This window comes from Mycobacterium sp. NPDC006124 (assembly GCF_040614235.1).
Taxonomy (GTDB): Bacteria; Actinomycetota; Actinomycetes; order Mycobacteriales; family Mycobacteriaceae; genus Mycobacterium.
The window spans coordinates 398,207-423,662 of the sequence record NZ_JBEXUA010000003.1 but is presented as its reverse complement, the minus strand read 5'-3'; the positions used below and the strand labels follow the sequence as shown (position 1 = coordinate 423,662).

Below are 25,456 nucleotides of genomic sequence, written 5' to 3'. Positions count from 1 at the left end.
ATGAGCCTGTCCACCCACGTCCTCGACGCGACGGCCGGCAGACCCGCGGCCGGGGTCGCCGTCACGCTCTCCGACCGCGCCGGTGAGGAGTTGACCCGCGCGGTCACCGACGACGACGGCCGCATAGCCCGATTCGACGTCGACCTCCCGGCCGGGGTGTACCGACTGCACTTCGACACCGGGGCCTACTTCGCGGCACTCGGCGTCCCGACGTTCTACCCCGAGGTGATCGTCGCGTTCGACCTCACCGACGCCGGTGCCAAATACCACGTGCCGGTGTTGCTCTCGCCGTTCGCATATTCCACCTACCGAGGGAGCTGAGCGATGTCCGAGATCATCCTGGGCGGCAACCAGTACGGCAAGGCCGAGACCCGAGTGGTCAGGATCTACCGCGACACGCCCCGTCACCAGATTCACGACGTGAACGTAACCACCTGTCTGCGTGGCGATTTCAGCGCCGCCCACCTGGTCGGCGATCAGTCGTCGGTGCTGCCCACCGACACCCAGAAGCAGACCGCGTACGCCTACGCCAAGGAGAAGGGGCTGCTGTCGGTCGAGGACTACGGGCTGGCCCTGGCCCGGCACTTCGTGCACGACGTCGGCCCGGTGGACGGCGCTCGGGTGGAACTCGAGGAATACGCCTGGGAGCGCGCGGTCGTCGACGGAGCGGAGCACGACCACACCTGGGTCCGCAAGGGCCAGGAGGTCCGTACCGCCGCGGTCACCGTCGACGCGCATGGCGAGACCGTCGTCGGCGGACTCAAGGACATGGTGATCCTGAAGTCGACGGGTTCTGAGTTCGCCGGGTTCCTGACCGATCCGTACACCGTGCTGGAGCCGACGCACGACCGCGTGATGGCGACGTCGCTGGTCGCCCAGTGGAGGTTCACCACCACCGACGTCGAGTGGGAGCCCACGTTCGCCGGCGTCAAGGCTGCGCTGGTGAAGCAGTTCGCGGTGGTGCAGTCACGCGCGTTGCAGCAGACGCTGTTCGAGATGGGCAAGGCAGTGCTCGAGACCTACCCGTTCATCGCCGAGATAAGGCTGTCGGCGCCCAACAAGCACCACTTCGTCTACGACCTGTCGCTATTCGGCCTGACCAATGACAACGAGGTCTTCAACGCCGACGACCGACCCTACGGACTCATCCAGGCCACGGTCACCCGGGACGACGCACCCCCCGCCGGCGCGGCGTGGGACGCTTACCGCGGGTGGCTGACCTAGCCACTACTCGAGCTGATCCCGCAGGCGCGCAAGCGATTTGGCGAGTAGACGTGACACGTGCATCTGCGATATCCCGACCCGCTCGGCGATCTGCGTCTGTGTCATCGACTCGAAGAAACGCAGCAACAGCACTTGACGCTCCCGTTCCGGGAGGCTGGCGAGCAAGGGCCGCAACGACTCCCGGTTCTCGATCTGGTCGAGGTTGAGGTCGACGTCGCCGAGAGTGTCGGCGATCGCGGGTGCCTCCTCGGTGCCGCCGCCGGCACCGTCGATCGACAGCGTGTTGTAGGAGCTGCCAGCCACGAGGCCCTCGACGATCTCGTCGCGATCCATCTCCAGTTCGGCCGCTAGCTCCGACGGAGTGGGGGCACGCCCGAGCTTTTGGGACAACTCGGCGGTCGCGGCACCAAGGCGAAGGTGCAGTTCCTTGAGCCGCCGTGGCACCTTGACCGACCAGCTGTTGTCGCGAAAGTGGCGGCGGACCTCACCCATGATGGTGGGCACCGCGAAGGACACGAAGTCCGAACCTGCGTCCACGTCGAAGCGGATGACCGCGTTCACCAACCCGACACGCGCCACCTGGACCAGGTCGTCGCGCGGCTCACCGCGACCGTCGAAGCGCCGAGCGATGTGGTCGGCGAGCGGCAGGCACCTCTCCACGATCGAGTCGCGTTGGCGGAGGAACTTCGCCGAGCCCTCTTCGAGCCCCTGCAGGGTGCGGAACATGTCGACCACGTCCGCATATTCAGAATTCGAGCGTGACGCCGAACCCCGGGAGGACGACGTCGTCACCTCAGCGAGCTCGCTCGTCTCGTCGTCATGGAGATGCCGAAGATGTGCGAATCCTCGGGACCATGACCGTCGTGGAAGGTGGTGACCTCATCGGTCAGGGAGCTCAACACATGCCAGCTGAAGCTGCCGGGCACGACGATGTCGGGCGACGAGCATGCGGTCGACACGTCGACCACCAGTTGCTCGTCGAGCGGATGCACCACGAGCACTAGGGTGGCATCCGGTGTCGCCGAACGGATGAGTCGGGTGCACGCCTCGTCCACCGCCAGGCGGAGGTCCGCCACGCTGTCGAAGTCCAAGTCCTCATAGGTGCCCACGGCACCGACCACGGTCCGCAACACCGCCAGGTTCTCTAGCTTCGCCGCGACTCGGACCTCGACTGATCGCGGGCTTCGATGCCCACTGTCGTGACCGTATTCACCGTCTGACACGCGCCCTCCATGTGATCTCCCCGCGAGATTACCCCGAGCTGGCTCTTGGCTAACCACCAGCACTCCCATCGTCGAATGCGAACCGACGGAAGCCACGGGTGCGAGGGGCCACCGGACTCGTGGTCACGATGACGACCCGCTTCCCGCTCGATTGATACGACTCATTCCGGATGGGAGTGCCCAGCGGGCCTGCGGCTAAACCACCGGCGACTCCGGACCCACCGACGGCGAAGTCTCAAATGGTGCGGAAAACAACGCAATTGGCGTCGGGGCGGCGCAATCGACGCCACTTTCGTTTAGCTCTCCGGCGCGCCGGGCAGAGGTCACCATGCGGGACGCACGTCGATCGTGCGTCCTGCACCAGCGGCGTGACCGTCGTCACCGCCGTGGCACCCACGAACGAAAGGCAACCATGAGCGACAGTGGACCCGAAGCAGGCATCAAGGGCGTCGTCGAGGACGTCAAGGGCAAGGCCAAGGAAGCGGTCGGCACCGTGACCGGCAACGACGACCTCTCCCGCGAAGGCGAGGCGCAGCAGGACAAGGCCGAAGCCGAGCGGAACGTGGCGAAGAAGGAGGGCGAGGCCGAGGCTGCGCGCGCCGCCGCCGAGGCCGCCGAGGCGCGCCAGAAGGCTGCGGAGTAACGCGAAGTAGCCGCGGAGTAGCTCTGTCTCGACCGCAACGGGCCCGACCGGACTTCCCGGTCGGGCCCGTCGCCGTATGTGGACGACCCCGCCGCGTTCAGGACGTGCGGCCACCGCGCGGCATGACTACCGTCGAAGAGTGGACCTGAGCACCGTCGACGCGATCAGCATGCCCCGGCGTCGCGACGAGCTGTGGCCGATCGGGCCGTCGGACGCCGTCTTGGCCGGGGGCACCTGGCTGTTCTCCGAGCCGCAGCTGAGCACTCGACGGCTCGTCGACCTCTCCGCGTTGGGCTGGGAGCCCGTCCTGGTGACCGGCGACGGCATCGAACTCGCCGCTACCTGCACCGTGGCCCGAGTGTCGACCTTGTCGGCCGAGCTCGTGCAGACCCACCCGCACTGGTCGGCGGCCCCGCTGCTGCACCACTGCTGCACTGCCTTGCTGGCCTCGTTCAAGGTGTGGGGCGAGGCGACCGTCGGTGGCAACCTCTGCCTGTCGTTTCCGGCGGGGTCGATGATCTCGCTGTGTTCGGCCCTCGACGGCGAGGTGCTGGTGTGGCGCGCCGACGGTGAAGACTACCGACTACCGGTCGCCCAGTTCGTGACCGGGGATTCTGCCAACGTGCTGTCCGTCGGCGAGGTCGTGCGTTCGGTCCATCTGCCGGCCGCGGCGCTGAGAGGGCGAACGGCCTTCCGCAAGCTGGCGCCCTCGCCACTGGGTCGGTCGGGCATCGTCGTCATCGGCCGAGTCGACGACGACGGCGCGTTCACCCTGTCGATCACCGCGGCAACGGTGCGGCCCTTCGTCGTCACGCTGCCGTCGGTCGACGTCGACGCCGTGCGACGAGCCCACGCGGGCATCCCCGACGACGCATGGACCGACGACCCACACGGCGACCCGGATTGGCGCCGCGGTGTCTCGCTGGTGCTCGCCGAGCAGATCTGCGCGGAACTGGGCGGGAGCCACCCATGACCACCGTCAACGGTGAAGTGCTGCAGGGTGATCCGACGCCGGGACAATGTCTGCGCACCTATCTTCGCGAGCACGGCCACTTCGAGGTCAAGAAGGGGTGCGACGGAGGCGACTGCGGGGCATGCTCGGTACTCGTCGACGGGGCGCCGGTCCATTCCTGCATCTATCCCGCGTTTCGGGCCGCTGGTCGCACGGTGACGACGGTCGCGGGTCTCGGCACCACGGATCGACCACATTCTCTGCAGCGCCAGTTCGTCGATGCCGCCGGGTTCCAATGCGGATTCTGCACGGCCGGGATGATCACCACGGCCTCGGCGCTGACCAAGGACCAATTGGCCGATCTGCCGCAGAGCCTCAAGGGCAACCTGTGCCGGTGCACGGGATACCGCGCGATCACCGATGCCTTGGTGGGCACGGTGAACACCAAGAAAGCTGGTGGCACCGGGGATTCCGTCGCCGCACCGGCAGGACTGCGAGTGGTCACGGGGACCGAGCAGTACACGATGGACCACGACGTCGCGGGGTTGCTCCACCTCGCGGTGCTGCGTAGCCCCGTGGCACACGCCAGGATCACCTCTCTCGACACGACTGAGGCGCAACGGATTCCCGGCGTGCACCTGGTGCTGACCCATCGCGACAGTCCGGCCGTCACGTTCTCCACCGCCCGCCACGAGGACCGCCGGGACGACCCCGACGACACCGTCGTGCTCGACGACACCGTTCGGTTCGTCGGCCAGCGGGTCGCCGCCGTCGTCGCCGACACCCTCGCCGTCGCCGAGAGTGCCTGTCGCGCCATCCACGTCGAGTACGAGCAACTGCCCGCGGTGTTCGACCCCGAGGAGGCCGCAGCCGACGGAGCCCCGCTTCTGCACGCCGACAAGCCCGCCGACGCGCGCATCGCCGACGCGACGCGCAACCTCGTCGCCGAAGTGCACGGGGGCGTCGGTGACGTCGGGGCCGGGGTGGCGGACGCCGAACGGTCTGGAGGGGCAGTCGTCCGGGGACGCTGGCACACTCAGCGCGTCCAGCACGCCCACCTCGAGACCCACGGCTGCACGGGATGGCGAGACGACGACGGACGCTTGGTGATCCGCACGAGCTCCCAGGTGCCGTTCCTCGTCCGCGACGAGTTGTGTCACGTCTTCGGGCTGAATCACGGCGACGTGCACGTGTTCACCCGCCGACTCGGAGGAGGTTTCGGCGGCAAGCAGGAAATGCTGGCCGAGGACCTGGTCACCTTGGCGGTGCTGAGACTGAACAGACCCGTGCGCTACGAGTTCAGCCGCAGCGACGAGTTCACCTCGGCCCCCTGCCGCCATCCCTTCCGCGTGGACGCCACCGTCGCAGCGCGACCGGACGGGGTGCTGACCGCCCTGTCGGTCGACGTCCTGGTCGACGCCGGCGCCTACGGAAACCACAGCCCGGGCGTGATGTTCCACGGGTGCAGCGAGTCGGTCTCGGTGTATCGCTGCCCGAACAAGCGCATCGACGCGCAGGCGGTGTACACCAACAACATTCCCTCCGGCGCGTTCCGTGGATATGGGCTCGGTCAGGTCATCTTCGCCGTCGAGTCGGCGCTGGATCAGCTCGCCGAGCGTCTCGGCATGGACCCGTTCGACCTTCGGCGTCGCAACGTCGTCGTCCCCGGTGACCCGTTCACCGACGCCCATGTCGCCGACGAGGACCTGACCTACGGCAGCTACGGACTCGACCAATGCCTCGACCTCGTGCAGGATGCGCTGGCCGCGGGCCGGGCGGCACCCGCGCCCGAGGGTGATCAGTGGCAGATCGGCGAGGGCATGGCCCTGGCGATGATTGCCACCATCCCGCCGCGCGGTCACTTCGCCGACGCGTCCGTCACCCTCGAGGTCGACGGCGACGTCACCCTCTCGGTCGGCACCGCCGAATTCGGCAATGGCACCTCCACCGTGCACTGCCAGATCGTGGCCTCCGAACTGGGCGTCGACGTCGGTCGCATCCACGTCCGCCAATCCGACACCGACACAACCCGATACGACACCGGCGCGTTCGGCTCGGCGGGCACCGTGGTGGCCGGGCTCGCGGTCCAGGGGGCCTGCCGAGACCTGCGGGCCGCGCTCGCCGCCAGCCCGCAGGTCCGGCCCCTCACCGGACACGGTCGACACGACGGCACGCCGCGTTCGGTGGCATTCAACGTGCAGGGGTTCCGCGTCGCAGTCGACGTCAGCACCGGTGAGGTGCGAATCCTGCAGTCCGCGCACGCCGCCGACGCGGGCGTGGTGATGAATCCCGAGCAGTGCCGTGGTCAGATCGAGGGCGGTGTCGCGCAGGGCATCGGCAGCGCTCTCTATGAGGAGATGCGCACTGGACCCGACGGTGCCGTCACGACGAATGTGCTTCGCAACTATCACATCCCGCAGCTCGCCGACCTCCCCGTGACGGAGGTGTACTTTGCCGACACCTACGACGCGCTCGGGCCGTTCGGAGCGAAGTCGATGAGCGAGTCGCCCTACAATCCGGTCGCGCCGGCACTCGCGAACGCGATCGCCCGAGCCTGCGGCGCCCGTCTGCACCGGCTGCCGATGACGCCCGCGAGAGTGTGGCGCGCACTCACCACCTGACCGGGAGTTCGCGCACGCGCCGCCCCTCGAGGTGTCGGGTGGGCGGCCTACCATCGCACCGTGTCGAAGGCCTACGCGTGGAAGATCTACGGCGTCGTCGCGCTCGTAGCGGGGATCGCCGCGTACGTGGCCGGGTTCGATCTTCGGTGGAGCGGGGCCGTCGCCATCCTGACGCCCGCCCTGCCGGCCTTCCTGGTGGGCGTGCTTCGAGGTGCGCGCACCCCGGCCGCCCGAGAGGATCCTGCCGTCGCCAAGCAGTCGATGACCGGTACCGAGTTCGAGGACCACGTGGCGCGCATCGCGAGGTCCAGTGGCGCCTCGGTCATCATGACCGCGGCGAGCGGAGACTTTGGCGTGGACCTGGTCGTAGGGCGGCGACCCAATCGCCTTGCGATCCAATGCAAGCGACAGTCACGTCCAGTCGGTTCGGGTGCCGTGCAGGAAGTCGTGGCCGGTGCCGCGATGCACGACTGTGCGCACACCATGGTCGTCACCAATCACGACTTCACCCCCGCCGCCCGGCGGCTCGCCGAACGGCACGGCTGCGTGCTCGTCGGCGGGGACCAGCTCACACGCCTCGGGTCGACGATCGGCCGTCTGGTGACGCCCGATCCGGCCCGGTAGACATCGGTCAAAGCTCGGCCAGCACCGACCGAACGGCGTCGACCGCGGCGTCGAGGTCGTCCTTCGTGACGGTCAGGGCGGGACGGAAGCGCACACTGTCGGGACCGCTCGCCAGCATGATCACCCGCCGGTCCCACAGCCTGGCGATGAGCGTGTCCCGTTGCGCCGCGGTGGGCATGCTGAACGCGCACATCAGCCCGCGACCGCGGGGGTCGACGACGAGGCCGGGGAACTCGGCGGCGAGGTCCCGCAGCCGGTCCAGCAGGTGACGTCCGAGCTCGGCGGCGCGTGCCATCAGGTGCTCGTTCTCGATGGTCTCCAGAATGCGACGAGACCTGACCATGTCGGTGAGGTTGCCGCCCCAGGTGGAGTTGATCCGCGAGCTGACGGCGAACACGTTGTCGGCGACGTCGTCGACCCGCCCACCGGCCATCACGCCGCACACCTGCGTCTTCTTGCCGAAGGCGACGACGTCGGGCATGACGCCCAATTGCTGGTAGGCCCAGGCGGTTCCAGTCATCCCGCAACCCGTCTGCACCTCGTCGAAGATCAACAGGGCGTCGAACTCGTCGCACAGGTCACGCATCGCGGCGAAGAACTCGGGGCGGATGTGACGGTCGCCGCCCTCACCCTGGATGGGTTCGGCGATGAAGCACGCGACGTCGTGCGGGTTGGCTTCGAAGGCCGCGCGGGCCTGCCGCAGGGATTCGGCCTCGAGCTCGATGACGTCGGCGCCGGGACGCAGGTACGGCGCGTCGATGCGAGGCCAGTCGAACTTGGGGAACCTGGCCACCTTGTTGGGGTCGGTGTTGGTCAGCGACAACGTGTATCCACTGCGGCCGTGGAACGCGCCCTGCAGGTGAAGCACCTTGGTCCCCAGCGCCGGGTCGACGCCCTTGCCCTCGTTGAGCCGACTCTTCCAGTCGAAGGCGACCTTCAGCGCGTTCTCGACGGCGAGCGCGCCGCCGTCGACGAAGAACAGATGCGGCAGCGCCGGATCGCCGAGAACGCGGGCGAACGTCTCGACGAACCGCGCCATCGGAACGCTGTACACGTCGGAGTTGCTCGGCTTGTTGACCGCCGCCGCGGCAAGCTCGGCGCGGAAGGCCTGGTCGTCGGCGATCGACGGATGGTTCATGCCGAGCGCCGAGGAGGCGAAGAAGGTGAACATGTCCAGGAAGCTCTCGCCGGTACGGGAGTCGACGAGGTGCGAACCGGTCGATCGGTCGACGTCGAGCACGAAGTCGAGGCCGTCGGCGAGGATGCTGCGACTGAGCACCTCGCGGACGTCGTCGGGTGCCACGGAGTGGCCGGGCGTGGCGACGCGGGCAGAGACACGGGAAGGCAGGACGGCGGTCATACCGGCATCCTAACGGAACTTTTACGGCCTGCTCGACATCTAGCAGGATTTTCTACGGCAGTACGTCGCGACCCTCGTAAAAAGTCTGTAAGATGATGGTGCTTCGGGTGCGGACGTTGGCTGCCGTGCGGATCTGTTGCAGCAAGTCTTCGAGCGCCCGCGCCGACCGGACACGCACCAGGAGGACGTAGCTTTCGTCCCCGGCCACCGAGTGACACGACTCGACGGCCTCGATGTGTTCGAGCCGCGCGGGCGCGTCATCGGGTTGAGAGGGGTCGATTGGGGTGATGGACACGAACGCCGACAGCATGTTTCCGACGGCTTCGGGGTCGATCCGGGCGTGGTATCCCGTCACGACACCGCGCGTCTCCAACCGCCGCACGCGGGACTGCACGGCCGACACCGACAGGCCCGCGCTCGTCGCCAGGTGCGCCAGCGTGGCCCGGCCGTCGGCCACCAGCTCGCGAACCAACGTCCGGTCGATGTCGTCGAGCTCGTCGGACGCATCCATGGCCGGAGACTATCCCAGGGTGCCCCAAGGATGAGCGTCATGACCGCGGACCTGAGGAGCCGTTTCGCGGCGGCGCTCTCGGACATGTACGGCGCCGAGGTGCCTGCCTACACGACGTTGGTCGAGGTCAGCACCGCGGTCAACCGCGACCACCGGCGCGACGACGGCCTCGGTTCGCTCGAGCGCGTCACCGCAGAACGCCACGGTGCGATCCGCGTCGGCAGCCCGCGAGAGCTCGCCGACGTCGCATCGCTGTTCGCCGCCTTCGGGATGCATCCGGTCGGCTTCTACGACCTCCGGGGGGCTTCCCACCCGGTTCCCGTCGTCTCCACCGCCTTCCGGCCGATCGAGGCCGACGAGTTGGCGCACAACCCCTTTCGCGTGTTCACCTCGATGCTGGCCACCGCCGACACCCGGTTCTTCGACCCGGAGCTGCGCGCCCGCGTCGACCGATTCCTCGGCGCGCGTGAGCTGTTCGACCCGGCGCTGATCGCCACGGCGCGCACGATCGCCGCCGACGGTGGCTGCGGACCCGGGGTGGCCGACGACTTCGTGGCACGAGCGGTGTCGGCGTTCGCCCTGTCCCGCGAGCCCATCGACGCCGGGTGGTACGACGAACTGTCCCGGGTTTCTGCCGTGGCCGCCGACATCGCCGGCGTGCGGACCACCCACGTCAACCATCTGACGCCCCGCGTGCTCGACATCGACGAGCTCTACCGCCGCATGGTCGTCAGGGGCGTGGCGATGACGCGCGCCATTCAGGGTCCACCGCGCACCGACGGGCCCGAGGTGCTGTTGCGCCAGACGTCGTTTCGTGCGCTCGCAGAACCCCGCCGGTTCCGCGACGCCGAGGGCATCGTGACCGAGGGCACCCTGCGGGTGCGCTTCGGCGAGGTCGAGGCCCGCGGCGTAGCGCTGACCCGCACCGGTCGCGAGCGATACGACGCGGCGATGAGCCAGGCCGACCCCGCGTCGACCTGGGCCGACTACTTCCCCTCGACTCATGCCGGACTGGCCGCCCAGGGCCTGGCCTACTACCAGGGCGGAGACCCCTCCAAACCCGTTGTCTACGAGGACTTCCTGCCCGTCTCGGCGGCGGGCATCTTCCGATCCAACCTCGACGCCGAGCCCACCCCGGGCCGGCCGCCGGCAGACGCCACCGACGCCGTCCGCTACGACGCAGCCTGGTTGGCCGACGCTCTCGGCCAGCACGTTCACGACCCGTACGACCTCTACGAGAAAGCAGCAGCACAGTGACGCTCAACCCGACGCTCAACCCGCAGACGAACGCACTCCCCACCGCCGACGAGCTCCGCGACCGAGCCCGGGCTGCGCTGAAGGCGGTGGGCTCGGCCGTCGAGCTCGGCGAGCCCGGCGGCACCGGCCTGCAGGCCAGCACCCCGGTCACGGGCGACGTCCTGTTCACCGTCACCGAGACCACCTCCGAGGAGACCGACGCCGCCATCGGCGACGCCGCGGCCGCCTTCGCGACGTGGCGGACGACCCCCGCCCCCGTGCGCGGCGCCCTGGTCGCCCGTCTCGGCGAGCTCCTCGTCGAGCACAAGGCCGACGTCGGCGCCCTGGTGACAATCGAGGCGGGCAAGATCACCTCAGAGGCCCTCGGCGAGGTGCAGGAGATGATCGACATCTGCCAGTTCGCCGTAGGCCTGTCCCGGCAGCTGTACGGGCGCACCATCGCCTCGGAACGGCCGGGCCACCGCTTGATGGAGACGTGGCACCCGCTCGGCGTCGTCGGCGTCATCACCGCCTTCAACTTCCCGGTCGCGGTCTGGGCATGGAACACCGCAGTGGCCCTGGTGTGCGGTGACACCGTGGTGTGGAAGCCGTCGGAGCTGACTCCGTTGACGGCCATCGCCTGCCAGGCGCTGATCGAGCGGGCCGCCGCTGATGTGGGCGCGCCGGCGGACGTGGCCCGACTGATCCAGGGCGGCAGGGAGATCGGCGAACAGCTGGTCGACGATCCCCGGGTCGCGTTGGTCAGCGCGACCGGTTCGGTGCGGATGGGTCAGCAGGTCGGCCCGCGGGTCGCCCAGCGCTTCGGCAAGTCGCTGCTGGAACTCGGCGGCAACAACGCGGCCGTCGTCACCCCGTCGGCGGATCTCGACCTGGCCGTTCGCGGCATCGTGTTCTCCGCGGCGGGCACCGCGGGACAGCGGTGCACGACGCTGCGCCGCGTGATCGCCCACCACTCGGTCGTCGACGCCCTGGTCGAGCGGATCACCGCGGCGTACCGCAGCCTGCCGATCGGCGACCCCTCCTCCGACGGCACCCTCGTCGGACCGCTGATCCACGAACGCTCCTACCGAGACATGGTCGGCGCCCTGGAGAAGGCCAAGGCCGACGGCGGCGTGGTCACCGGTGGTGGCCGGCGTGACCTGGGCGAGGGCTCCTTCTATGTCGAACCCGCCGTCGTGCGGATGCCGTCGCAGACCGCCGTCGTGCACGACGAGACCTTTGCGCCGATCCTCTACGTGCTGACCTATGACACCCTCGACGAGGCCATCGAGCTCAACAACGCCGTCCCACAGGGTCTTTCGTCGGCCATCTTCACCACCGACATGCGAGAGGCCGAGCGCTTCATGGCCGCCGACGGTTCGGACTGCGGCATCGCCAACGTCAACATCGGCACCTCCGGCGCCGAGATCGGCGGTGCGTTCGGCGGTGAGAAGCAGACCGGCGGCGGCCGCGAATCTGGGTCTGACTCCTGGAAGGCCTACATGCGGCGGGCCACCAACACCGTCAACTACAGCTCCAAGCTGCCGCTGGCCCAGGGCGTGCACTTCGGCTAGCCGAAATCGCCGGGGATTATCATCGCGACGTGAGCGAGCACGTCGAACAGAGGGAATTCCAGGCTGAGGCCCGTCAACTGCTGCAGTTGATGGTGCACTCCATCTACTCCAACAAGGACTCGTTCCTGCGGGAGCTGATCTCCAACGCATCCGATGCGCTGGACAAGCTCCGGCTCGAGGCGTTCCGCGACAAGGACCTCGACGTCGACGTCTCGGATCTGCACGTCGAACTAGACGTGAACGCGAACGCGCGCACGCTGACCGTCCGCGACAACGGCATCGGGATGACCCGCGACGAGGTCGTCGACCTGATCGGCACCCTGGCCAAGTCCGGAACCGGCGAGCTTCGCAAGAAGCTCGGCGAGGCCAACAAGGCCACCGATGCCGAACAGCTGATCGGTCAGTTCGGCATCGGGTTCTACTCCACGTTCATGGTGGCCGACGCCGTCGAGCTGCTGACCCGCAAGGCGGGCGAGACCACGGCCACCCGTTGGCAATCCAGCGGTGACGGCACCTACACCATCGCCGACGTCGACGACGCGCCCCAGGGCACTTCGGTGACGCTGCACCTCAAACCCGCCGACGCCGACGACGAACTGCACGACTACACCTCGCCGTGGAAGATCCGCGAACTCGTCAAGAAGTACTCCGACTTCATCTCGTGGCCCATCCGGATGGAGGTCGAGAAGACCGTCCCGCCGGCCGAAGAGGGTGGCGAGCCGTCCCGCGTCGTCGAGACCGAGACGATCAACTCGCGCACCGCGCTGTGGGCCAAGCCCAAGAGCGAGGTCTCCGACGAGGAATACGCCCAGTTCTACAAGCACGTCGCCCACGCCTGGGACGAGCCCCTCGAGGTCATTGCGATGAAGGCAGAGGGCACCTTCGAATACCAGGCGCTGCTGTTCATTCCGTCGATGGCGCCCTTCGACGTGTTCAACCGCGACGGTCAGACCGGCGTCCAGCTGTACGTCAAGCGGGTGTTCATCATGGGCGACTGCGAGGAGCTGGTGCCTGAGTACCTGCGCTTCCTCAAGGGCGTCGTCGACGCTCAGGACATGTCGCTCAACGTGTCTCGGGAGATCCTGCAGCAGGACCGCCAGATCAAGGTGATCCGCCGCAGCCTCACCCGCAAGGTGCTCTCGACGATCAAGGAGATGCAGGCCAACCGTCCCGAGGACTACCAGACCTTCTGGACGCAGTTCGGTCGAGTGGTCAAGGAGGGCTTGATCTCCGACGCCGACAACCGCGATGCCCTCCTGCGGCTGTCGTCATTCGCGTCGACCTTCAGCGACGGTGGGGCGAGCGAAGCGACGGGGAATGTCGGCGGGGCGACGACGCTGGCCGACTACGTCGCGCGGATGAAGGACGGCCAGGACCAGATCTACTACGCCACCGGTGAATCCCGGCAACTGCTCGAGCGGTCGCCGCACCTGGAGGCGTTCAAGGCCAAGGGCTACGAGGTGCTGCTGCTGACCGATCCCGTCGACGAGGTGTGGGTGGGGTCGGTGCCGGAGTTCGACGGCAAGGCACTGCAGTCGGTGGCCAAGGGCGAGGTGGACCTCGGGGCCTCCGACGACGGGACCGACGACACCCAGAACGCCGACTTCGCAGACCTGTTGACCTGGTTGCAGGAGACGCTGACCGATCACGTCAAGGAGGTGCGGCTCTCGACGCGTCTGACCTCGTCACCGGCCTGCTTGATCACCGACGCGTTTGGCATCACCCCCCAGTTGGCGCGGATGTACCGCGCCTCGGGGCAGGAAGTGCCGGTCGGCAAGCGGATCCTCGAACTCAATCCAGAGCACCCCCTGGTCACCGGTCTGCGGGATGCGCATGCTGCCTCCGCCGAGTCCGACGGCTTGGCCGAGACCGCTGAATTGCTCTACGGCACGGCACTTCTGGCCGAGGGTGGCGTGCTGAATGATCCGGCCCGGTTCGCGGCACTGCTGGCCGACCGACTGGCGCGGACGGTATAGCCACCGTCGTGCAGATCGAGGAGAAGGTCGCCGTCGTCACGGGTGCCGGTTCGGGAATCGGGCGCGAGCTTGCCGTCGCCTTCGCCGCGGCGGGCGCCGCCGTGGTGGTCGGTGACCTGGCCCGCGACGGCGCTCACGAGACGGTCGCCCTGGTCGAGGCAGCGGGCGGGTCGGCGGTCGCGGTGGTCGGTGACGCGGCGTCCGTCGACGGTGTCGGTGCCCTGATCGACCGTGCCCAGGACGCATTTGGACCCGTCGACGTGTTCGTCGCCAACGCCGGGATCATGGGTCCGCCCGGGCTGGGAGACGACGAAGCCGCGTGGGACACCGTCGTCGACGTAAACGTGCGTGCGCACGTGCGGGCGGCGAAGGCCCTGGTGCCCGGCTGGCTCGAACGCGGCGAGGGCCACTTCGTCGGCGTCGCCTCGGCGGCGGGCCTGCTGACGCAGTTGGGCGCGGCGGGGTATTCGGTCACCAAGCATGCGGCGGTCGGCTTCGCCGAGTGGCTGTCGATCACCTATGGCGACAAGGGAATCGGGGTGTCGTGCGTGTGCCCGATGGGGGTGGACACTCCCCTGTTGAGCGGCATCCTGCAGTCCCCCGATCCGCTGGCCCGGATGGCCGGCGCCGCCGTCGCCACCGCAGGCGACGTCATCGGCGCCGATCGGGTGGCGGCGATGACGGTGGACGCGGTCCGCGACGGTCGCTTCCTGGTGTTGCCCCACGCGGACGTGTTGGGCATGTATCGGCGCAAGGGTGAGGACTACGAGCGCTGGCTTGCGGGCATGCGGCGCTACCAGGGCACGCTGGGCTGAGCCTCGCTCGCGGTCATCTGGTGGTCAGCTCGATCTCGACCCGGGTGGACAGGGTTGCGACGTCGATGCCGAAGGTCTCCACCACGACCACTTCACCTGCGGCGGAGTCGATGTCGAAGATGGCAACCTCGGTGTAGACCCGGCTGACGCACCGGAGTCCGGTCAACGGGTAGGTGCACTGCGGGACGAGTTTGGCCGTGCCGTCCTTGGCGAACAGGTTCATCATGACGTAGACGCGCTTCGCGCCGATCGCCAGATCCATGGCACCTCCGACGGCCGGAATGGCGTCCGGTGCTCCGGTGTGCCAGTTCGCGAGGTCGCCGTGTCTGCTGACCTGGAACGCCCCGAGCACGCAGACGTCGAGGTGGCCCCCGCGCATCATCGCGAACGAGTCCGCGTGGTGGAAGTAGGAGGCGCCGGCGGTTTCGGTGACGGGGATCTTGCCGGCATTGGTCAGGTCGCCGTCGATGTCGTCGCCGAAGGCCCGCCCGCCCATGCCCAGCATGCCGTTCTCGGTGTGCAGCACGATGCCGGCGTCGGGGTCGAGGTGATCGGCCACCGTGGTCGGTTGACCGATTCCCAGGTTGACGTAGGAGCCGGGTGGGATGCCGCCCGCCACCCTGGCCGCCAGTTCGTCGCGGTCCAGCGGTCCGCGGTCGAGGTGTTCGACGGTCGCGTCGACTGCGGTGGTCACGATGCCTCCTGCGTGGCGTCCGACATGGCGGACAGATTCAAGACCCGGTCGACGTAGATGCCGGGGGTCACGACGGTCTCCGGATCGATCTGGCCGGCGTCGACGACGCTGGCGACCTGGACGATCGTCACCGCCGCGGCGGTTGCCATCACGGGCCCGAAGTTGCGAGCGGTCTTGCGGTACAGCAGGTTTCCAACGGTGTCGGCCTTCCAGGCACCGATCAGGGCGACGTCGCCGCGGATCGGGTATTCCAGCACGTAGTCCCGGCCGTCGATGGTGCGGGTCTCCTTGCGCTCGGCCAGTGGGGTGCCCACCGCGGTCGGGCAGAAGAAGGCCCCGATACCCGCGCCGGCGGCGCGCATGCGCTCGGCGAGGTTGCCCTGCGGCACCACTTCGAGGTCGACCTTGCCGGCGCGGTACAACTCGTCGAAGACGTAGGAATCCGCCTGCCGCGGAAACGAACAGATCACCTTGGCAACCCGACCGGCGGACAGCAGGGCCGCCAATCCGGTGTCACCGTTGCCGGCGTTGTTGCTCACGATGGTCAGGCCGGTGGCCCCCTGCTCGATCACGGCATCCACCAGAACGGTCGGCATCCCCGCCATGCCGAACCCGCCCACCAGGATCGTGGCTCCGTCGGCGATGCCGGCAACGGCGTCGGCGGGGTCGGAGTGGATCGTCGTTCGACTCATGCTTCGACCATAGGTGTGGCCATAGGTATTCTGAAATACCCATATCCTGATCATTGATAGGCAGGACGTTTCAATATGGAGCTGCGTCACCTCCGCTACTTCCGGGCCGTCGCCGAGGAGCTGCACTTCGGACGCGCCGCGGAACGGCTGCACATCGCCCAGCCCCCGCTATCGCAGCAGATCCGCCAACTGGAACGCGAGCTGGGCGTCAGCCTTCTCACCCGAAGCACGCGTCGGGTCGAACTGACCGCTGCGGGTGAGGCGTATCTGCGTCGGACGATCGCCGTCCTCGACGCCGTCGACGACGCGGGCCACCAGGCACGCCGCATCGCGCAGGGCTTGGAGGGCCATCTGTCGATCGGGTGCGTCGGTTCGGCGACGTATTCGGTGCTGCCCCGCCTAGTCCGGGCCCTGCGTGACCAGCTGCCCGGCGTGGAGATCAGCATTCGCGGGGAGATGCTCGCCCCCGCCCAGCTCGACGCGCTGCGCAACCGCGACGTCGACATCGCCCTGCTGCGCCCACCCGTCGACGACCCCGAGGTACACACCGAGCTCGTCCGTCGCGACCGCTTGATGGCCGCGTTGCCCTCGGCACACCGGCTCGCCGCGCGAAGCACACTCGTGGTCGACGACCTGCGCGACGAGGACGTCATCGCCCACGCCGGACAGGATCGCTCGGTGATGGGTCGCGTGCTGACGTCGATCTGCGCCGACGCCGGTTTCGCTCCCCGGATCCGGCAGGAGGTCTCGGAGACATCGACGCTCGTCACGCTGGTGGCCGCGGGCCTCGGGGTCGCGGTCGTGCCGGCTCCGACCGCCGACTTGGACGTCGCCGGGGTCACCTATCGGCCACTCGAGCCGGCGACGCTGGGCGTGGACCTCGTCGCCGCCCACCTTGGGGACGCGGCGCCGCCCGCCGTCGAACGCGCACTGGTCGTACTCCGCAGCCTGGCGTTGTAGCGGAAGAACGTGGGCCGCGGCGCCTCGTACACACGCTTACACCGCGTCGGCCAGACTGGTCGACGGGTCGACGCCGGGATAATGATCACGTGACCGTCCCGTCGGCAGCATCCGAGATCGTCTACGTGTCCAGGCTCCTCACCGACCGCGCAATGCGCCACCTGCACTCGCTCGGCGTCCCGCTGCGCGTCGGCTCGGAGGCACCGCCCACGCGTTCGGAGCTGGAGGCGGGGTTCGCCGGGGCGAGCGCCGCAGTCATCACCCTGACAGAGCGGGTGGACGCCGGCCTGCTCGCCGCCGCAGGTCCCCAGTTGAAGGTCATCGCCAACGTCGCGGTCGGGTTCGACAACGTCGACCTGTCGGCAACCGATGCCGCCGGGGTCACCGTGACCAACACCCCCGGCGTCCTCGACCGGGCCACCGCGGACCACGCCTTCGCCCTGATCCTCGACGTCACACGACGAATCTCGGAGGGCGACCGGTTGATTCGCAGCCAAGAGCCGTGGGTCTGGGGTCCACGCATGCTGGTGGGCCTGGACATCAGCGCCGGGGCCACCCTCGGAATCCTCGGCTACGGACGCATCGGCCAGGCCGTGGCTCGGCGCGCGCAGGCGTTCGACATGACGGTCATCGCGTCCTCGCGCCGCCGCACCCCTGGCACGGTCGAGGACGGCGTGACGTTCGTCGACCGCGAGACATTGTTATCCGAGAGCGACGTGGTGAGCGTTCACACGCCGCTGACTCCCGAGACCCGGCACCTGATCGACGCGTCGGCACTCGAGGCCATGAAACCCACTGCCTACCTGGTCAACACCGCTCGCGGCGGCGTAGTCGACGAGACTGCGTTGATGGCCGCCTTGCACGGAGGCGAGATTCGCGGCGCCGCACTGGACGTCTTCGAAGGCGAACCACGGGTCGACCCGGCGCTGTTGGACACCCCCGGCCTCGTCCTGACTCCCCACACGGCCAGCGCCGGCGAGGCAACCCGCGACACCATGGGCATCCTTGCGATCGACAACGTCGCGGCGGTGCTGTCGGGGAATGCGCCTCTGACTCCGGTGCGCTGACGGCCGTCAGCGTCGGCGACGTCGCCCGGGGTGGTGCTGCCCGCGGGGTCGCGTCAGGCGCATTCCCCCGGTCCGCTGCCTGGACATCTGTCCAGTACAGCCGACGCTGCGACGTCGCCCGGATCCGACGCGACCCGCCGGTCGGCAATGACCGATCGACGAAACAGTTGCTGGAAGCAGGCTTCCGATCCAGCTTGCCGAGGCCAGCTGGCCGTGGCTAGTCTGGACACATGTCCAGCGAAGGCTCGTCCGATATCGACGAGCTGGAGGTACGGCGGCGCCAACGGTCGAACGCCGAGGCGTCGAAGAAGTTGATCGACGCGACGGTCGACCTGCTCCGCGACTCCCCCGTGGACGACGTCGCGGTCAGCGAGGTGGCGGCCAAGGCCGGCGTGCCTCCCGCCACTGCGGATCTCCTGTTCCCCTCGACGGACGAGCTGATCGTCGAGACGTGCCTGAGGCGGATCCGCGCGTGCGAGATGAGCACCACCGCCAGCCACGGTTCACTCAGCCGCGTCGCCGAACAACTCAGCCACATGATGCTCGTCGTCGCCGAGGTGCCGGCGATCGCCTCGGCGTGCGCGGCGGTCTTCCTCGAGGGTGGACCGACCGCCGATCGGGCCCGCGAACAGATCGGCCAGGAGATCCACCGGCTCATCGCCTCCGCGGTCGGCCCGGGCTCGTGGCCCGAGGTCATCGCCACGCTCGAGTTGGTGTTCTCCGGAGCCCTGATTCAGGCCGCGGCCGGCACGATGACGTTTCAGCGAGCAGCGGACCGCGTCCAGACCGCCGTCGGCCTCATCCTCGAGGGCGTGCCGCAGCGCTAGTTCGGCACATCGCGGGCGGCCTCCGGCGGCCTACCTCGCTGCGTACTCGCGCACGGCGGGTGCGATCCACCGTCGCAGGAACTCTCGCAGGCCGTCACCCCGGCGCGTGTCGCCACCGGGGTCGACGATGAACGACTGCAGGGTGCGCAACATCAGTTCCACCAGCTCGTCGAGCATCGGTCCGGCGAATCCCGCTGCGGCCCAGTCGACGTGGAAGCGTTCCAGGATGGATCGGCCGAATCCGATCGCCAGGTCGGACGTCACGCCGGCAGTGAACGCACTGGCCTTGCCGGGTTGCATCACCAAGCTCAGATATCGGTCGTTGGGCAGTTCTTCGAGCGTGTAGGCGATGCCCTCGACCACCGCGTCCGTGGGATCGGTGATCCACCCCAGCCGTGCGGCGAGGCGATCCAGGAAGTCGTCCACGGCGGACAGGGCCGTGGCCGCCAGAAGCCCTTCGTGAGTGGGAAAGTAGCGATACACGGTCTGACGCGTGACGCCCAGGCTCTGAGCAACTTCGGACACGCTCACCGCGCCCCTCTCGTCGATACTGCGCCGGGCCACGTCGATGATGCGGCGTATGGCGTCGGCGTCGTCGACGGGGATGTCTCCGGCCCAGCCATGCCTTCGCATCACAGGATCGTCGCACGATTTGTAGTCACTCTTGACAATACAACCGTCGCTGATTGTATGGTCTGGTCATGTCCGTCACCGCCAGCAGCATCGACGAAACCCTGACCGACCGCGCTCTGCGGCATGCCGTGGCCGGGACCACCGACCTCGCCGACCGCGAACTGAAGGTCCCGCTGCACTACTACCGCGACCCCAAGATCACCGAGATCGAGGAGTCTCAGATCCTGCGCCGCGTGCCGTTGGCGATCGTGCCGTCGGCCCAGATCGCAGCCAAGAACGACTTCGTGGTGCGGTCGGTACTCGGCGACTCACTGCTGGTCACCCGCGACCGCGCCGGCACCAGTCACGTCTTCCTCAACTACTGCCGACACCGCGGGGCGATGCCAGCGTGCGGATCCGGTAACGCCTCACGTTTCGTGTGTCCATATCACGCCTGGACCTACCGCAACACGGGCGAGCTGTTCATGGTGCCCGGCAAGGCAGGCTTCGACTCGATGAACACCGCCGACTACGGGCTCGTCGAGTTGCCCTCCCAGGAACGCCATGGCTTCGTCTGGGCGGTGTTGAGCGCGGACTCGACCATCGACGTCGACGCGCACCTCGGACCCGTCGGACACGAGCTGGCGCAATGGGATTACGGCACCTACGGCTATCACACGGAACGCGAGTTCTCCTCCGACGTGTCGTGGAAGGGTGCGTTGGAGGCCTTCGCCGAGGGCTATCACTTCCCCTTCGTTCACGGCCAGAGCGTGATCGGCCAGAACACCCTGCCCAACACCGCCGTCTACGACGAGTTCGGCAGGCACCACCGCATCGGGTTTCCGTTCACCTGGATCAAGAATCTGACCGAGGACCCCGCCGCGTCACGCGAACCGTCGGCCAACATGGGGGTGATCTACTGGATCTACCCCAACCTGATCCTCGCCAACAGCCCGGTGGGCGTGGAGATCATCGACATGCTTCCCGAGGGGCAGCCGACGCGGTGCACCGTCCGGCACAGCTGGATGGGCCGCATTCCGGCTACCAACGACGAGATGCGCGCCGGTTACGACGCCATCTACGAAGCCGTGCACGCTGCCGTGCGCGACGAGGACTTCGCCATGCTGCCCCAATGCGGCGAGGGCGTGCGGCACGGCCAGCACGACCACATGATCATCGGACGCAACGAAATCGCCGTCCAACACATGATCAAGGTGTTCGCCCAAGAGCTCGGTGTGGCCCTCGGGTAGCGACACCGGACGTGTGTTGTCGGTGGGTGCGGGCACTATGGCTAGATGGCCCGCACGTCCGCTGCACCGGCAGCACCGCTGGCCCGCTTCAGCGACCTGACGCGGGAGTGGTTCACCGGCACCTTCGCGGCACCGACGGCTGCCCAAACCGAGGCGTGGGATGCCATCGCCAACGGTGACAACACGCTGGTCATCGCCCCCACGGGGTCGGGCAAGACACTCGCGGCGTTCCTCTGGGCCGTCGACCGGTTGGCCTCCGGCGAACCACGGGACGCCAAGGCAGGCACCCGGGTGCTCTACATCTCGCCGCTCAAGGCACTCGCCGTCGACGTCGAGCGCAACCTCAGCACCCCGCTGACCGGCATCGCTCGCGTCGCCGAACGCCGGGGCGAAGTCGCCCCGAGCATCACCGTGGGAGTTCGCTCCGGCGACACCCCGCCCAACCGCCGCCGCGAGATGATCGCCAGGCCACCCGACATCCTCATCACTACGCCCGAATCCCTCTTCCTGATGCTGACCTCGGCCGCACGGGAGACACTCACCGAGGTCGAGACGGTCATCGTCGACGAGGTGCACGCCGTCGCGGCCACCAAGCGCGGCGCCCACCTGGCCCTGTCGCTGGAGCGTCTGGACCAGTTGACGGAGAAGCCGGCCCAGCGAATCGGGCTCTCGGCGACGGTTCGGCCACCCGAGGAGGTGGCGCGCTTCCTGTCCGGCCACGCCCCCACGACCATCGTCGCGCCGATGGCCGCCAAGACCTTCGACCTGTCGGTCCAGGTGCCGGTGCCCGACATGGCCAACCTGGAGAACAACAGCATCTGGCCCGACGTCGAGGAACGCATCGTCGACCTCATCGAGTCGCATCGGTCCTCGATCGTGTTCGCCAACTCCCGGCGGCTCGCCGAGCGACTCACGGCGCGGCTCAACGAGATTCACGCCGAACGGCAGGGCGGCGAGGTGGTCGAGACCCGCAACCCGAAGGTCGGCGGTGGCGCACCGGCGCAGGTGATGGGCAGCGGCGTGGCCCTTGGTGCCGAGCCGCTGCTGGCCAAGGCCCACCACGGATCCATCAGCAAGGAGCAGCGGGCGATCGTCGAGGACGATCTCAAGACCGGTCGGCTCAAGGCCGTGGTGGCCACCTCCAGCCTCGAACTCGGCATCGACATGGGGGCCGTCGACCTCGTCATCCAAGTGGAGTCTCCACCCTCGGTGGCCAGCGGGCTGCAACGCATCGGCCGCGCGGGCCACCAGGTCGGCGAGATCTCCGAGGGCGTGCTGTTCCCGAAGCACCGCACCGACCTCATCGACTGCGCGGTGACGGTCCAGCGCATGCTCGCCGGTCAGATCGAGACCATGCGGGTGCCGACCAACCCGCTGGACATCCTGGCCCAACACACCGTCGCGGCGTCGGCGCTCGAGCCACTCGACGCCGACCGATGGTTCGACGCCGTGCGGCGCAGCGCTCCGTTCGCCACGCTGCCGCGCAGCGCGTTCGAGGCGACGCTGGACCTGCTGAGCGGCAAGTACCCCTCCACGGAGTTCGCCGAGCTGCGGCCCCGGTTGGTCTACGACCGCGACGCCGGCACCCTGACCGCACGACCGGGTGCCCAGCGGCTGGCCGTGACCTCCGGCGGCGCCATCCCGGACCGCGGGATGTTCACCGTGTACCTGGCGTCCTCGGCCGACACCGACAAGCCGTCACGGGTGGGCGAACTCGACGAGGAGATGGTCTACGAGTCGCGACCCGGCGACGTCATCTCCCTCGGAGCCACCAGCTGGCGTATCACCGAGATCACCCACGACCGCGTGCTGGTGCTGCCCGCGCCTGGGCAGCCAGCCCGGCTACCGTTCTGGCGCGGCGACGGGGTGGGCCGACCCGCCGAGTTGGGGGCCGCCATCGGCGCGTTCACCGGCGACCTGGCGAGCATGAACCGCGAGAAGTTCGACGCACGCTGCGCCACGATGGGTTTCAACGACTTCGCCACCAACAACCTCTGGCAGCTGATCTTCGACCAGAAGGAGGCCACGGGCACCGTTCCCACCGACACCACGTTCGTCGTCGAACGCTTCCGCGACGAACTCGGCGACTGGCGGGTGATCCTGCACTCCCCCTATGGCTTACGGGTGCACGGGCCGCTCGCGCTGGCGGTGGCATGGCGGTTGCGGGAGCGCTACGGCATCGACGAGAAGCCGACGGCGTCCGACGACGGTATCGTCGTGCGCCTCCCCGACACCGACGACACCCCACCCGGTGCCGAACTCTTCGTCTTCGACGCCGACGAGATCGACCCGATCGTGACCGACGAGGTGGGCGGCTCGGCCCTCTTTGCGTCGCGGTTCCGGGAATGCGCCGCCCGCGCCCTGTTGCTGCCGCGGCGCCACCCCGGCAAGCGGTCACCGCTGTGGCATCAGCGCCAGCGCGCCGCACAGCTGCTCGACATCGCCCGCAAGTACCCGGACTTTCCGATCGTCCTCGAGACGGTCCGGGAATGCCTGCAAGACGTGTACGACGTTCCGACGTTGCGCGAGTTGATGAGTCGCGTCGCCCAGCGGAGCATTCGCATCCTCGAGGTCGAGACCGTCACGCCGTCGCCGTTCGCCGCGTCACTGCTGTTCGGTTACGTCGGGGCCTTCATGTACGAGGGCGACAGTCCGCTGGCGGAGCGGCGGGCGGCAGCCCTGTCCCTGGACAGCACGCTGCTCGCCGAACTGCTCGGTCGCGTCGAACTCCGCGAGCTACTCGACCAGAAGGTCATCGAGTCGACCGTCGCGCAGCTGCAACGCCTCGCCGAGGACCGACGGGTGCGCGACGCCGAGGGCGTGGCCGATCTCCTACGACTGCTCGGCCCCCTCACCGAGGCCGAGGTGGCGGACCGCTCCACCGTCGACGACGTCGGCGGGTGGCTGGAGGGACTGCGGGCCGCCCGGCGCGCATTGACGGTCTCGTTCGCCGGTCAGACGTGGTGGGTCGCCGTGGAGGACATCGGGTTGTTGCGCGACGGGATCGGAATCGCCGTCCCCGTGGGCATTCCGGCGAGTTTCACCGAAACCGTCGCCGATCCCCTCGGCGAGCTCCTCGGCCGCTACGCCCGTACCCGCGGACCGTTCACCACCACGGACGCCGCTCAGCGCTTCGGGCTGGGCGTACGGGTGACGGCCGATGTGCTGGGCCGGATGTCGGCCGACCGGCGGCTGGTGCGTGGGGAGTTCACCACCGCCGCCCCCGCCGACACCGAACAGTGGTGTGACGCCGACGTTCTCAAGATCCTTCGGCGACGGTCGCTGGCCGCGCTGCGCGCCCAGGTCGAGCCGGTCAGCACCGCCGCATACGCCCGGTTCCTGCCGGCCTGGCAGCAGGTCGGCGTCGAGAAGAGCATGGGCGTCGACGGTTTGGCGTCGGTGATCGAGCAGCTGTCGGGCGTGCCCATCCCCGCCTCGGCGATCGAGCCGTTGGTGTTCGGCCAACGGGTGCGCAACTATCAGCCCGCGATGCTCGACGAATTGCTCGCCGCCGGGGAGGTGACGTGGTCCGGCGCCGGCGCGATCGGCAGCGGCGACGGCTGGATCGCCTTCCACAGCACCGACACGGCGCCGCTGACGCTTGCAGCGCCCTCGGAGTTCGACCTCACCGAGGTTCACCGCGAAATCCTCGACACCCTGGAACACGGGGGCGCCTACTTCTTTCGGCAACTCACGACCGGCGCCTCGGCAGGAGATCCCACCTCGGCGGTCAAGGATGCCCTGTGGGAACTGATTTGGGCGGGCCGCATCACCGGTGACACCTTCGCCCCGGTGCGCGCCCTGCTGTCGGGCACCGGAAAGCGCGGCGGCGCCCACCGACAACGACAGCGACCGCCCCGGTTGAGCCGCTACAGCGTCGCGCACGCCCAGACGCGCACCACCGACGCGACCGTGGCGGGGCGCTGGTCGGTTCTCCCCGAGCCGGAACCCGATTCGACCATCCGGGCGCACTTCACCGCCGAACTGCTCCTCAACCGGTACGGGGTGCTCACCAAGGGCGCCTCCGAGGGCGTCCCCGGCGGGTTTGCCATGTTGTACAAGGTGCTCACCGCCTTGGAGGACGTGGGTCGCTGCCAACGCGGCTACTTCGTCGAGTCACTCGGCGGCGCCCAGTTCGCCGTCGCATCGACGGTCGACCGACTGCGCACCTACCTCGACGACGTGGACCGTCAGCATCGGGAGTACCACGCCGTCGTACTCGCGGCCGCCGATCCGGCGAACCCGTACGGCGCAGCTCTGCCCTGGCCAGCAGACGCCGACGTCGGACACCGCCCGGGCCGCAAGGCCGGCGCACTGGTGGTCGTCGTCGACGGGGAGTTGACCTGGTTCCTCGAGCGCGGTGGTCGCTCCCTGTTGGCCTTCACCCCGGATCCCGAGGCCCACGCCGCCGCGGCGACGGCACTGGTCGAGCTGGTCGGCGCCGGCCGGCTGCGGTCTCTTCTCGTCGAACGGATCAACGGCGTACCCATCCTGGAGCCGGGGGCGGGCCCGGAGCACGTCGCCGTGCAGGAAGCCTTGACCGCCAGCGGCTTCTCCCGAACTCCCCGAGGACTGCGACTGCGCTGAGAACCGTC

The 25,456-nt window shown here is 68.6% G+C and carries 22 protein-coding genes; 15 read left to right on the top strand and 7 right to left on the bottom strand.

What is annotated here, in order from left to right:
* Both uraH and pucL read left to right on the top strand, forming a co-directional pair.
* The gene (gene uraH / locus ABZ195_RS08950; RefSeq protein ID WP_355216793.1) at window positions 1-321 is read left to right on the top strand and encodes a hydroxyisourate hydrolase; all 321 of its coding nucleotides are present in this window, start codon (window positions 1-3) and stop codon (window positions 319-321) included.
* Between the two features lie 3 nt (window positions 322-324).
* Window positions 325-1,224, top strand: a complete 900-nt coding sequence (pucL, locus tag ABZ195_RS08945; protein ID WP_355216791.1) for a factor-independent urate hydroxylase — start codon at window positions 325-327, stop codon at window positions 1,222-1,224.
* 3 nt (window positions 1,225-1,227) lie between these two features.
* Here the strand turns inward: pucL and ABZ195_RS08940 are convergent, their stop codons facing one another.
* A complete protein-coding gene (locus tag ABZ195_RS08940) occupies window positions 1,228-2,016 on the bottom strand; it encodes an RNA polymerase sigma factor SigF (RefSeq protein WP_355216789.1) in 789 nt (262 codons plus the stop codon).
* Window positions 2,013-2,447 (bottom strand): ATP-binding protein, encoded by a 435-nt coding sequence (locus ABZ195_RS08935; protein ID WP_355216787.1) that lies wholly within the window; start codon window positions 2,445-2,447, stop codon window positions 2,013-2,015. The genes ABZ195_RS08940 and ABZ195_RS08935 overlap by 4 nt, the downstream gene beginning before the upstream one ends.
* A gap of 412 nt (window positions 2,448-2,859) precedes the next feature.
* On the opposite strand from ABZ195_RS08935, the gene ABZ195_RS08930 reads away from it, so the two are divergent.
* The 4 genes from ABZ195_RS08930 to ABZ195_RS08915 all read left to right on the top strand — a co-directional run bounded on the left by ABZ195_RS08930 (window position 2,860) and on the right by ABZ195_RS08915 (window position 7,287).
* Window positions 2,860-3,090 (top strand): CsbD family protein, encoded by a 231-nt coding sequence (locus ABZ195_RS08930; protein WP_355216786.1) that lies wholly within the window; start codon window positions 2,860-2,862, stop codon window positions 3,088-3,090.
* Between the two features lie 139 nt (window positions 3,091-3,229).
* The gene (locus ABZ195_RS08925; protein ID WP_355216784.1) at window positions 3,230-4,063 is read left to right on the top strand and encodes an FAD binding domain-containing protein; all 834 of its coding nucleotides are present in this window, start codon (window positions 3,230-3,232) and stop codon (window positions 4,061-4,063) included.
* Window positions 4,060-6,663 (top strand): molybdopterin cofactor-binding domain-containing protein, encoded by a 2,604-nt coding sequence (locus ABZ195_RS08920; RefSeq protein ID WP_355216782.1) that lies wholly within the window; start codon window positions 4,060-4,062, stop codon window positions 6,661-6,663. The genes ABZ195_RS08925 and ABZ195_RS08920 overlap by 4 nt, the downstream gene beginning before the upstream one ends.
* Window positions 6,664-6,723: 60 nt before the next feature.
* A complete protein-coding gene (locus tag ABZ195_RS08915) occupies window positions 6,724-7,287 on the top strand; it encodes a restriction endonuclease (protein ID WP_355216780.1) in 564 nt (187 codons plus the stop codon).
* A gap of 7 nt (window positions 7,288-7,294) precedes the next feature.
* Here ABZ195_RS08915 and lat read toward each other — a convergent pair whose 3' ends face one another.
* Window positions 7,295-8,647: an L-lysine 6-transaminase gene (gene lat / locus ABZ195_RS08910; protein ID WP_355216779.1), complete on the bottom strand. Its 1,353-nt coding sequence runs from the start codon at window positions 8,645-8,647 to the stop codon at window positions 7,295-7,297.
* Between the two features lie 52 nt (window positions 8,648-8,699).
* Window positions 8,700-9,158 carry an Lrp/AsnC family transcriptional regulator gene (locus ABZ195_RS08905; protein ID WP_355216777.1) on the bottom strand — a complete coding sequence of 153 codons (459 nt, stop codon included), beginning with the start codon at window positions 9,156-9,158 and terminating at the stop codon, window positions 8,700-8,702.
* Window positions 9,159-9,188: 30 nt separating this feature from the next.
* On the opposite strand from ABZ195_RS08905, the gene ABZ195_RS08900 reads away from it, so the two are divergent.
* From ABZ195_RS08900 to ABZ195_RS08885, 4 genes are read left to right on the top strand one after another with little or no spacing between them, the layout of a single operon-like run.
* Window positions 9,189-10,415: a VOC family protein gene (locus ABZ195_RS08900; protein ID WP_355216776.1), complete on the top strand. Its 1,227-nt coding sequence runs from the start codon at window positions 9,189-9,191 to the stop codon at window positions 10,413-10,415.
* The gene (locus ABZ195_RS08895) at window positions 10,412-11,968 is read left to right on the top strand and encodes an aldehyde dehydrogenase family protein (RefSeq protein ID WP_355216774.1); all 1,557 of its coding nucleotides are present in this window, start codon (window positions 10,412-10,414) and stop codon (window positions 11,966-11,968) included. Before ABZ195_RS08900 ends, ABZ195_RS08895 begins: the two co-directional genes overlap by 4 nt.
* 29 nt (window positions 11,969-11,997) lie before the next feature.
* Window positions 11,998-13,944 (top strand): molecular chaperone HtpG, encoded by a 1,947-nt coding sequence (htpG, locus tag ABZ195_RS08890; RefSeq protein ID WP_355216772.1) that lies wholly within the window; start codon window positions 11,998-12,000, stop codon window positions 13,942-13,944.
* An 8-nt stretch (window positions 13,945-13,952) separates the two neighbouring features.
* A complete protein-coding gene (locus ABZ195_RS08885) occupies window positions 13,953-14,759 on the top strand; it encodes an SDR family oxidoreductase (RefSeq protein ID WP_355216770.1) in 807 nt (268 codons plus the stop codon).
* A 13-nt stretch (window positions 14,760-14,772) separates the two neighbouring features.
* Here the strand turns inward: ABZ195_RS08885 and ABZ195_RS08880 are convergent, their stop codons facing one another.
* Both ABZ195_RS08880 and ABZ195_RS08875 read right to left on the bottom strand, forming a co-directional pair.
* Window positions 14,773-15,453: a 3-oxoacid CoA-transferase subunit B gene (locus ABZ195_RS08880; protein WP_355216768.1), complete on the bottom strand. Its 681-nt coding sequence runs from the start codon at window positions 15,451-15,453 to the stop codon at window positions 14,773-14,775.
* On the bottom strand, window positions 15,450-16,145 hold the full coding sequence (locus ABZ195_RS08875) for a 3-oxoacid CoA-transferase subunit A (protein WP_355216766.1): 696 nt from the start codon (window positions 16,143-16,145) through the stop codon (window positions 15,450-15,452). The genes ABZ195_RS08880 and ABZ195_RS08875 overlap by 4 nt, the downstream gene beginning before the upstream one ends.
* Window positions 16,146-16,220: 75 nt before the next feature.
* On the opposite strand from ABZ195_RS08875, the gene ABZ195_RS08870 reads away from it, so the two are divergent.
* From ABZ195_RS08870 to ABZ195_RS08860, 3 genes are all read left to right on the top strand, one after another.
* Window positions 16,221-17,105: a LysR substrate-binding domain-containing protein gene (locus ABZ195_RS08870; protein WP_355216764.1), complete on the top strand. Its 885-nt coding sequence runs from the start codon at window positions 16,221-16,223 to the stop codon at window positions 17,103-17,105.
* Window positions 17,106-17,194: 89 nt separating this feature from the next.
* Window positions 17,195-18,172, top strand: coding sequence for a D-glycerate dehydrogenase (locus ABZ195_RS08865; RefSeq protein ID WP_355216762.1), 978 nt, complete (start codon window positions 17,195-17,197; stop codon window positions 18,170-18,172).
* A 230-nt stretch (window positions 18,173-18,402) separates the two neighbouring features.
* Window positions 18,403-18,999, top strand: a complete 597-nt coding sequence (locus ABZ195_RS08860) for a TetR/AcrR family transcriptional regulator (RefSeq protein ID WP_355216761.1) — start codon at window positions 18,403-18,405, stop codon at window positions 18,997-18,999.
* Between the two features lie 30 nt (window positions 19,000-19,029).
* On the opposite strand, the gene ABZ195_RS08855 is transcribed toward ABZ195_RS08860, so the two are convergent.
* Window positions 19,030-19,632 (bottom strand): TetR/AcrR family transcriptional regulator, encoded by a 603-nt coding sequence (locus ABZ195_RS08855; RefSeq protein ID WP_355216760.1) that lies wholly within the window; start codon window positions 19,630-19,632, stop codon window positions 19,030-19,032.
* A gap of 68 nt (window positions 19,633-19,700) precedes the next feature.
* On the opposite strand from ABZ195_RS08855, the gene ABZ195_RS08850 reads away from it, so the two are divergent.
* Together ABZ195_RS08850 and ABZ195_RS08845 are read left to right on the top strand one after the other, a co-directional pair.
* Window positions 19,701-20,861: an SRPBCC family protein gene (locus tag ABZ195_RS08850; RefSeq protein WP_355216759.1), complete on the top strand. Its 1,161-nt coding sequence runs from the start codon at window positions 19,701-19,703 to the stop codon at window positions 20,859-20,861.
* Window positions 20,862-20,906: 45 nt separating this feature from the next.
* On the top strand, window positions 20,907-25,448 hold the full coding sequence (locus ABZ195_RS08845) for an ATP-dependent helicase (protein ID WP_355216757.1): 4,542 nt from the start codon (window positions 20,907-20,909) through the stop codon (window positions 25,446-25,448).
* Window positions 25,449-25,456: the final 8 nt, after the last annotated feature.

Bases quoted from the DNA above. Each gene is read 5' to 3' on its own strand.
- ABZ195_RS08860 (WP_355216761.1), top strand. From the start codon at position 18,403: ATGTCCAGCGAAGGCTCGTCCGATATCGACGAGCTGGAGGTACGGCGG.
- lat (WP_355216779.1), bottom strand. From the start codon at position 8,647: ATGACCGCCGTCCTGCCTTCCCGTGTCTCTGCCCGCGTCGCCACGCCC.
- ABZ195_RS08905 (WP_355216777.1), bottom strand. From the start codon at position 9,158: ATGGATGCGTCCGACGAGCTCGACGACATCGACCGGACGTTGGTTCGC.
- uraH (WP_355216793.1), top strand. From the start codon at position 1: ATGAGCCTGTCCACCCACGTCCTCGACGCGACGGCCGGCAGACCCGCG.
- ABZ195_RS08845 (WP_355216757.1), top strand. From the start codon at position 20,907: ATGGCCCGCACGTCCGCTGCACCGGCAGCACCGCTGGCCCGCTTCAGC.
- ABZ195_RS08870 (WP_355216764.1), top strand. From the start codon at position 16,221: ATGGAGCTGCGTCACCTCCGCTACTTCCGGGCCGTCGCCGAGGAGCTG.
- ABZ195_RS08855 (WP_355216760.1), bottom strand. From the start codon at position 19,632: ATGCGAAGGCATGGCTGGGCCGGAGACATCCCCGTCGACGACGCCGAC.
- ABZ195_RS08930 (WP_355216786.1), top strand. From the start codon at position 2,860: ATGAGCGACAGTGGACCCGAAGCAGGCATCAAGGGCGTCGTCGAGGAC.
- pucL (WP_355216791.1), top strand. From the start codon at position 325: ATGTCCGAGATCATCCTGGGCGGCAACCAGTACGGCAAGGCCGAGACC.
- ABZ195_RS08875 (WP_355216766.1), bottom strand. From the start codon at position 16,145: ATGAGTCGAACGACGATCCACTCCGACCCCGCCGACGCCGTTGCCGGC.
- ABZ195_RS08920 (WP_355216782.1), top strand. From the start codon at position 4,060: ATGACCACCGTCAACGGTGAAGTGCTGCAGGGTGATCCGACGCCGGGA.
- ABZ195_RS08850 (WP_355216759.1), top strand. From the start codon at position 19,701: ATGTCCGTCACCGCCAGCAGCATCGACGAAACCCTGACCGACCGCGCT.
- ABZ195_RS08900 (WP_355216776.1), top strand. From the start codon at position 9,189: ATGAGCGTCATGACCGCGGACCTGAGGAGCCGTTTCGCGGCGGCGCTC.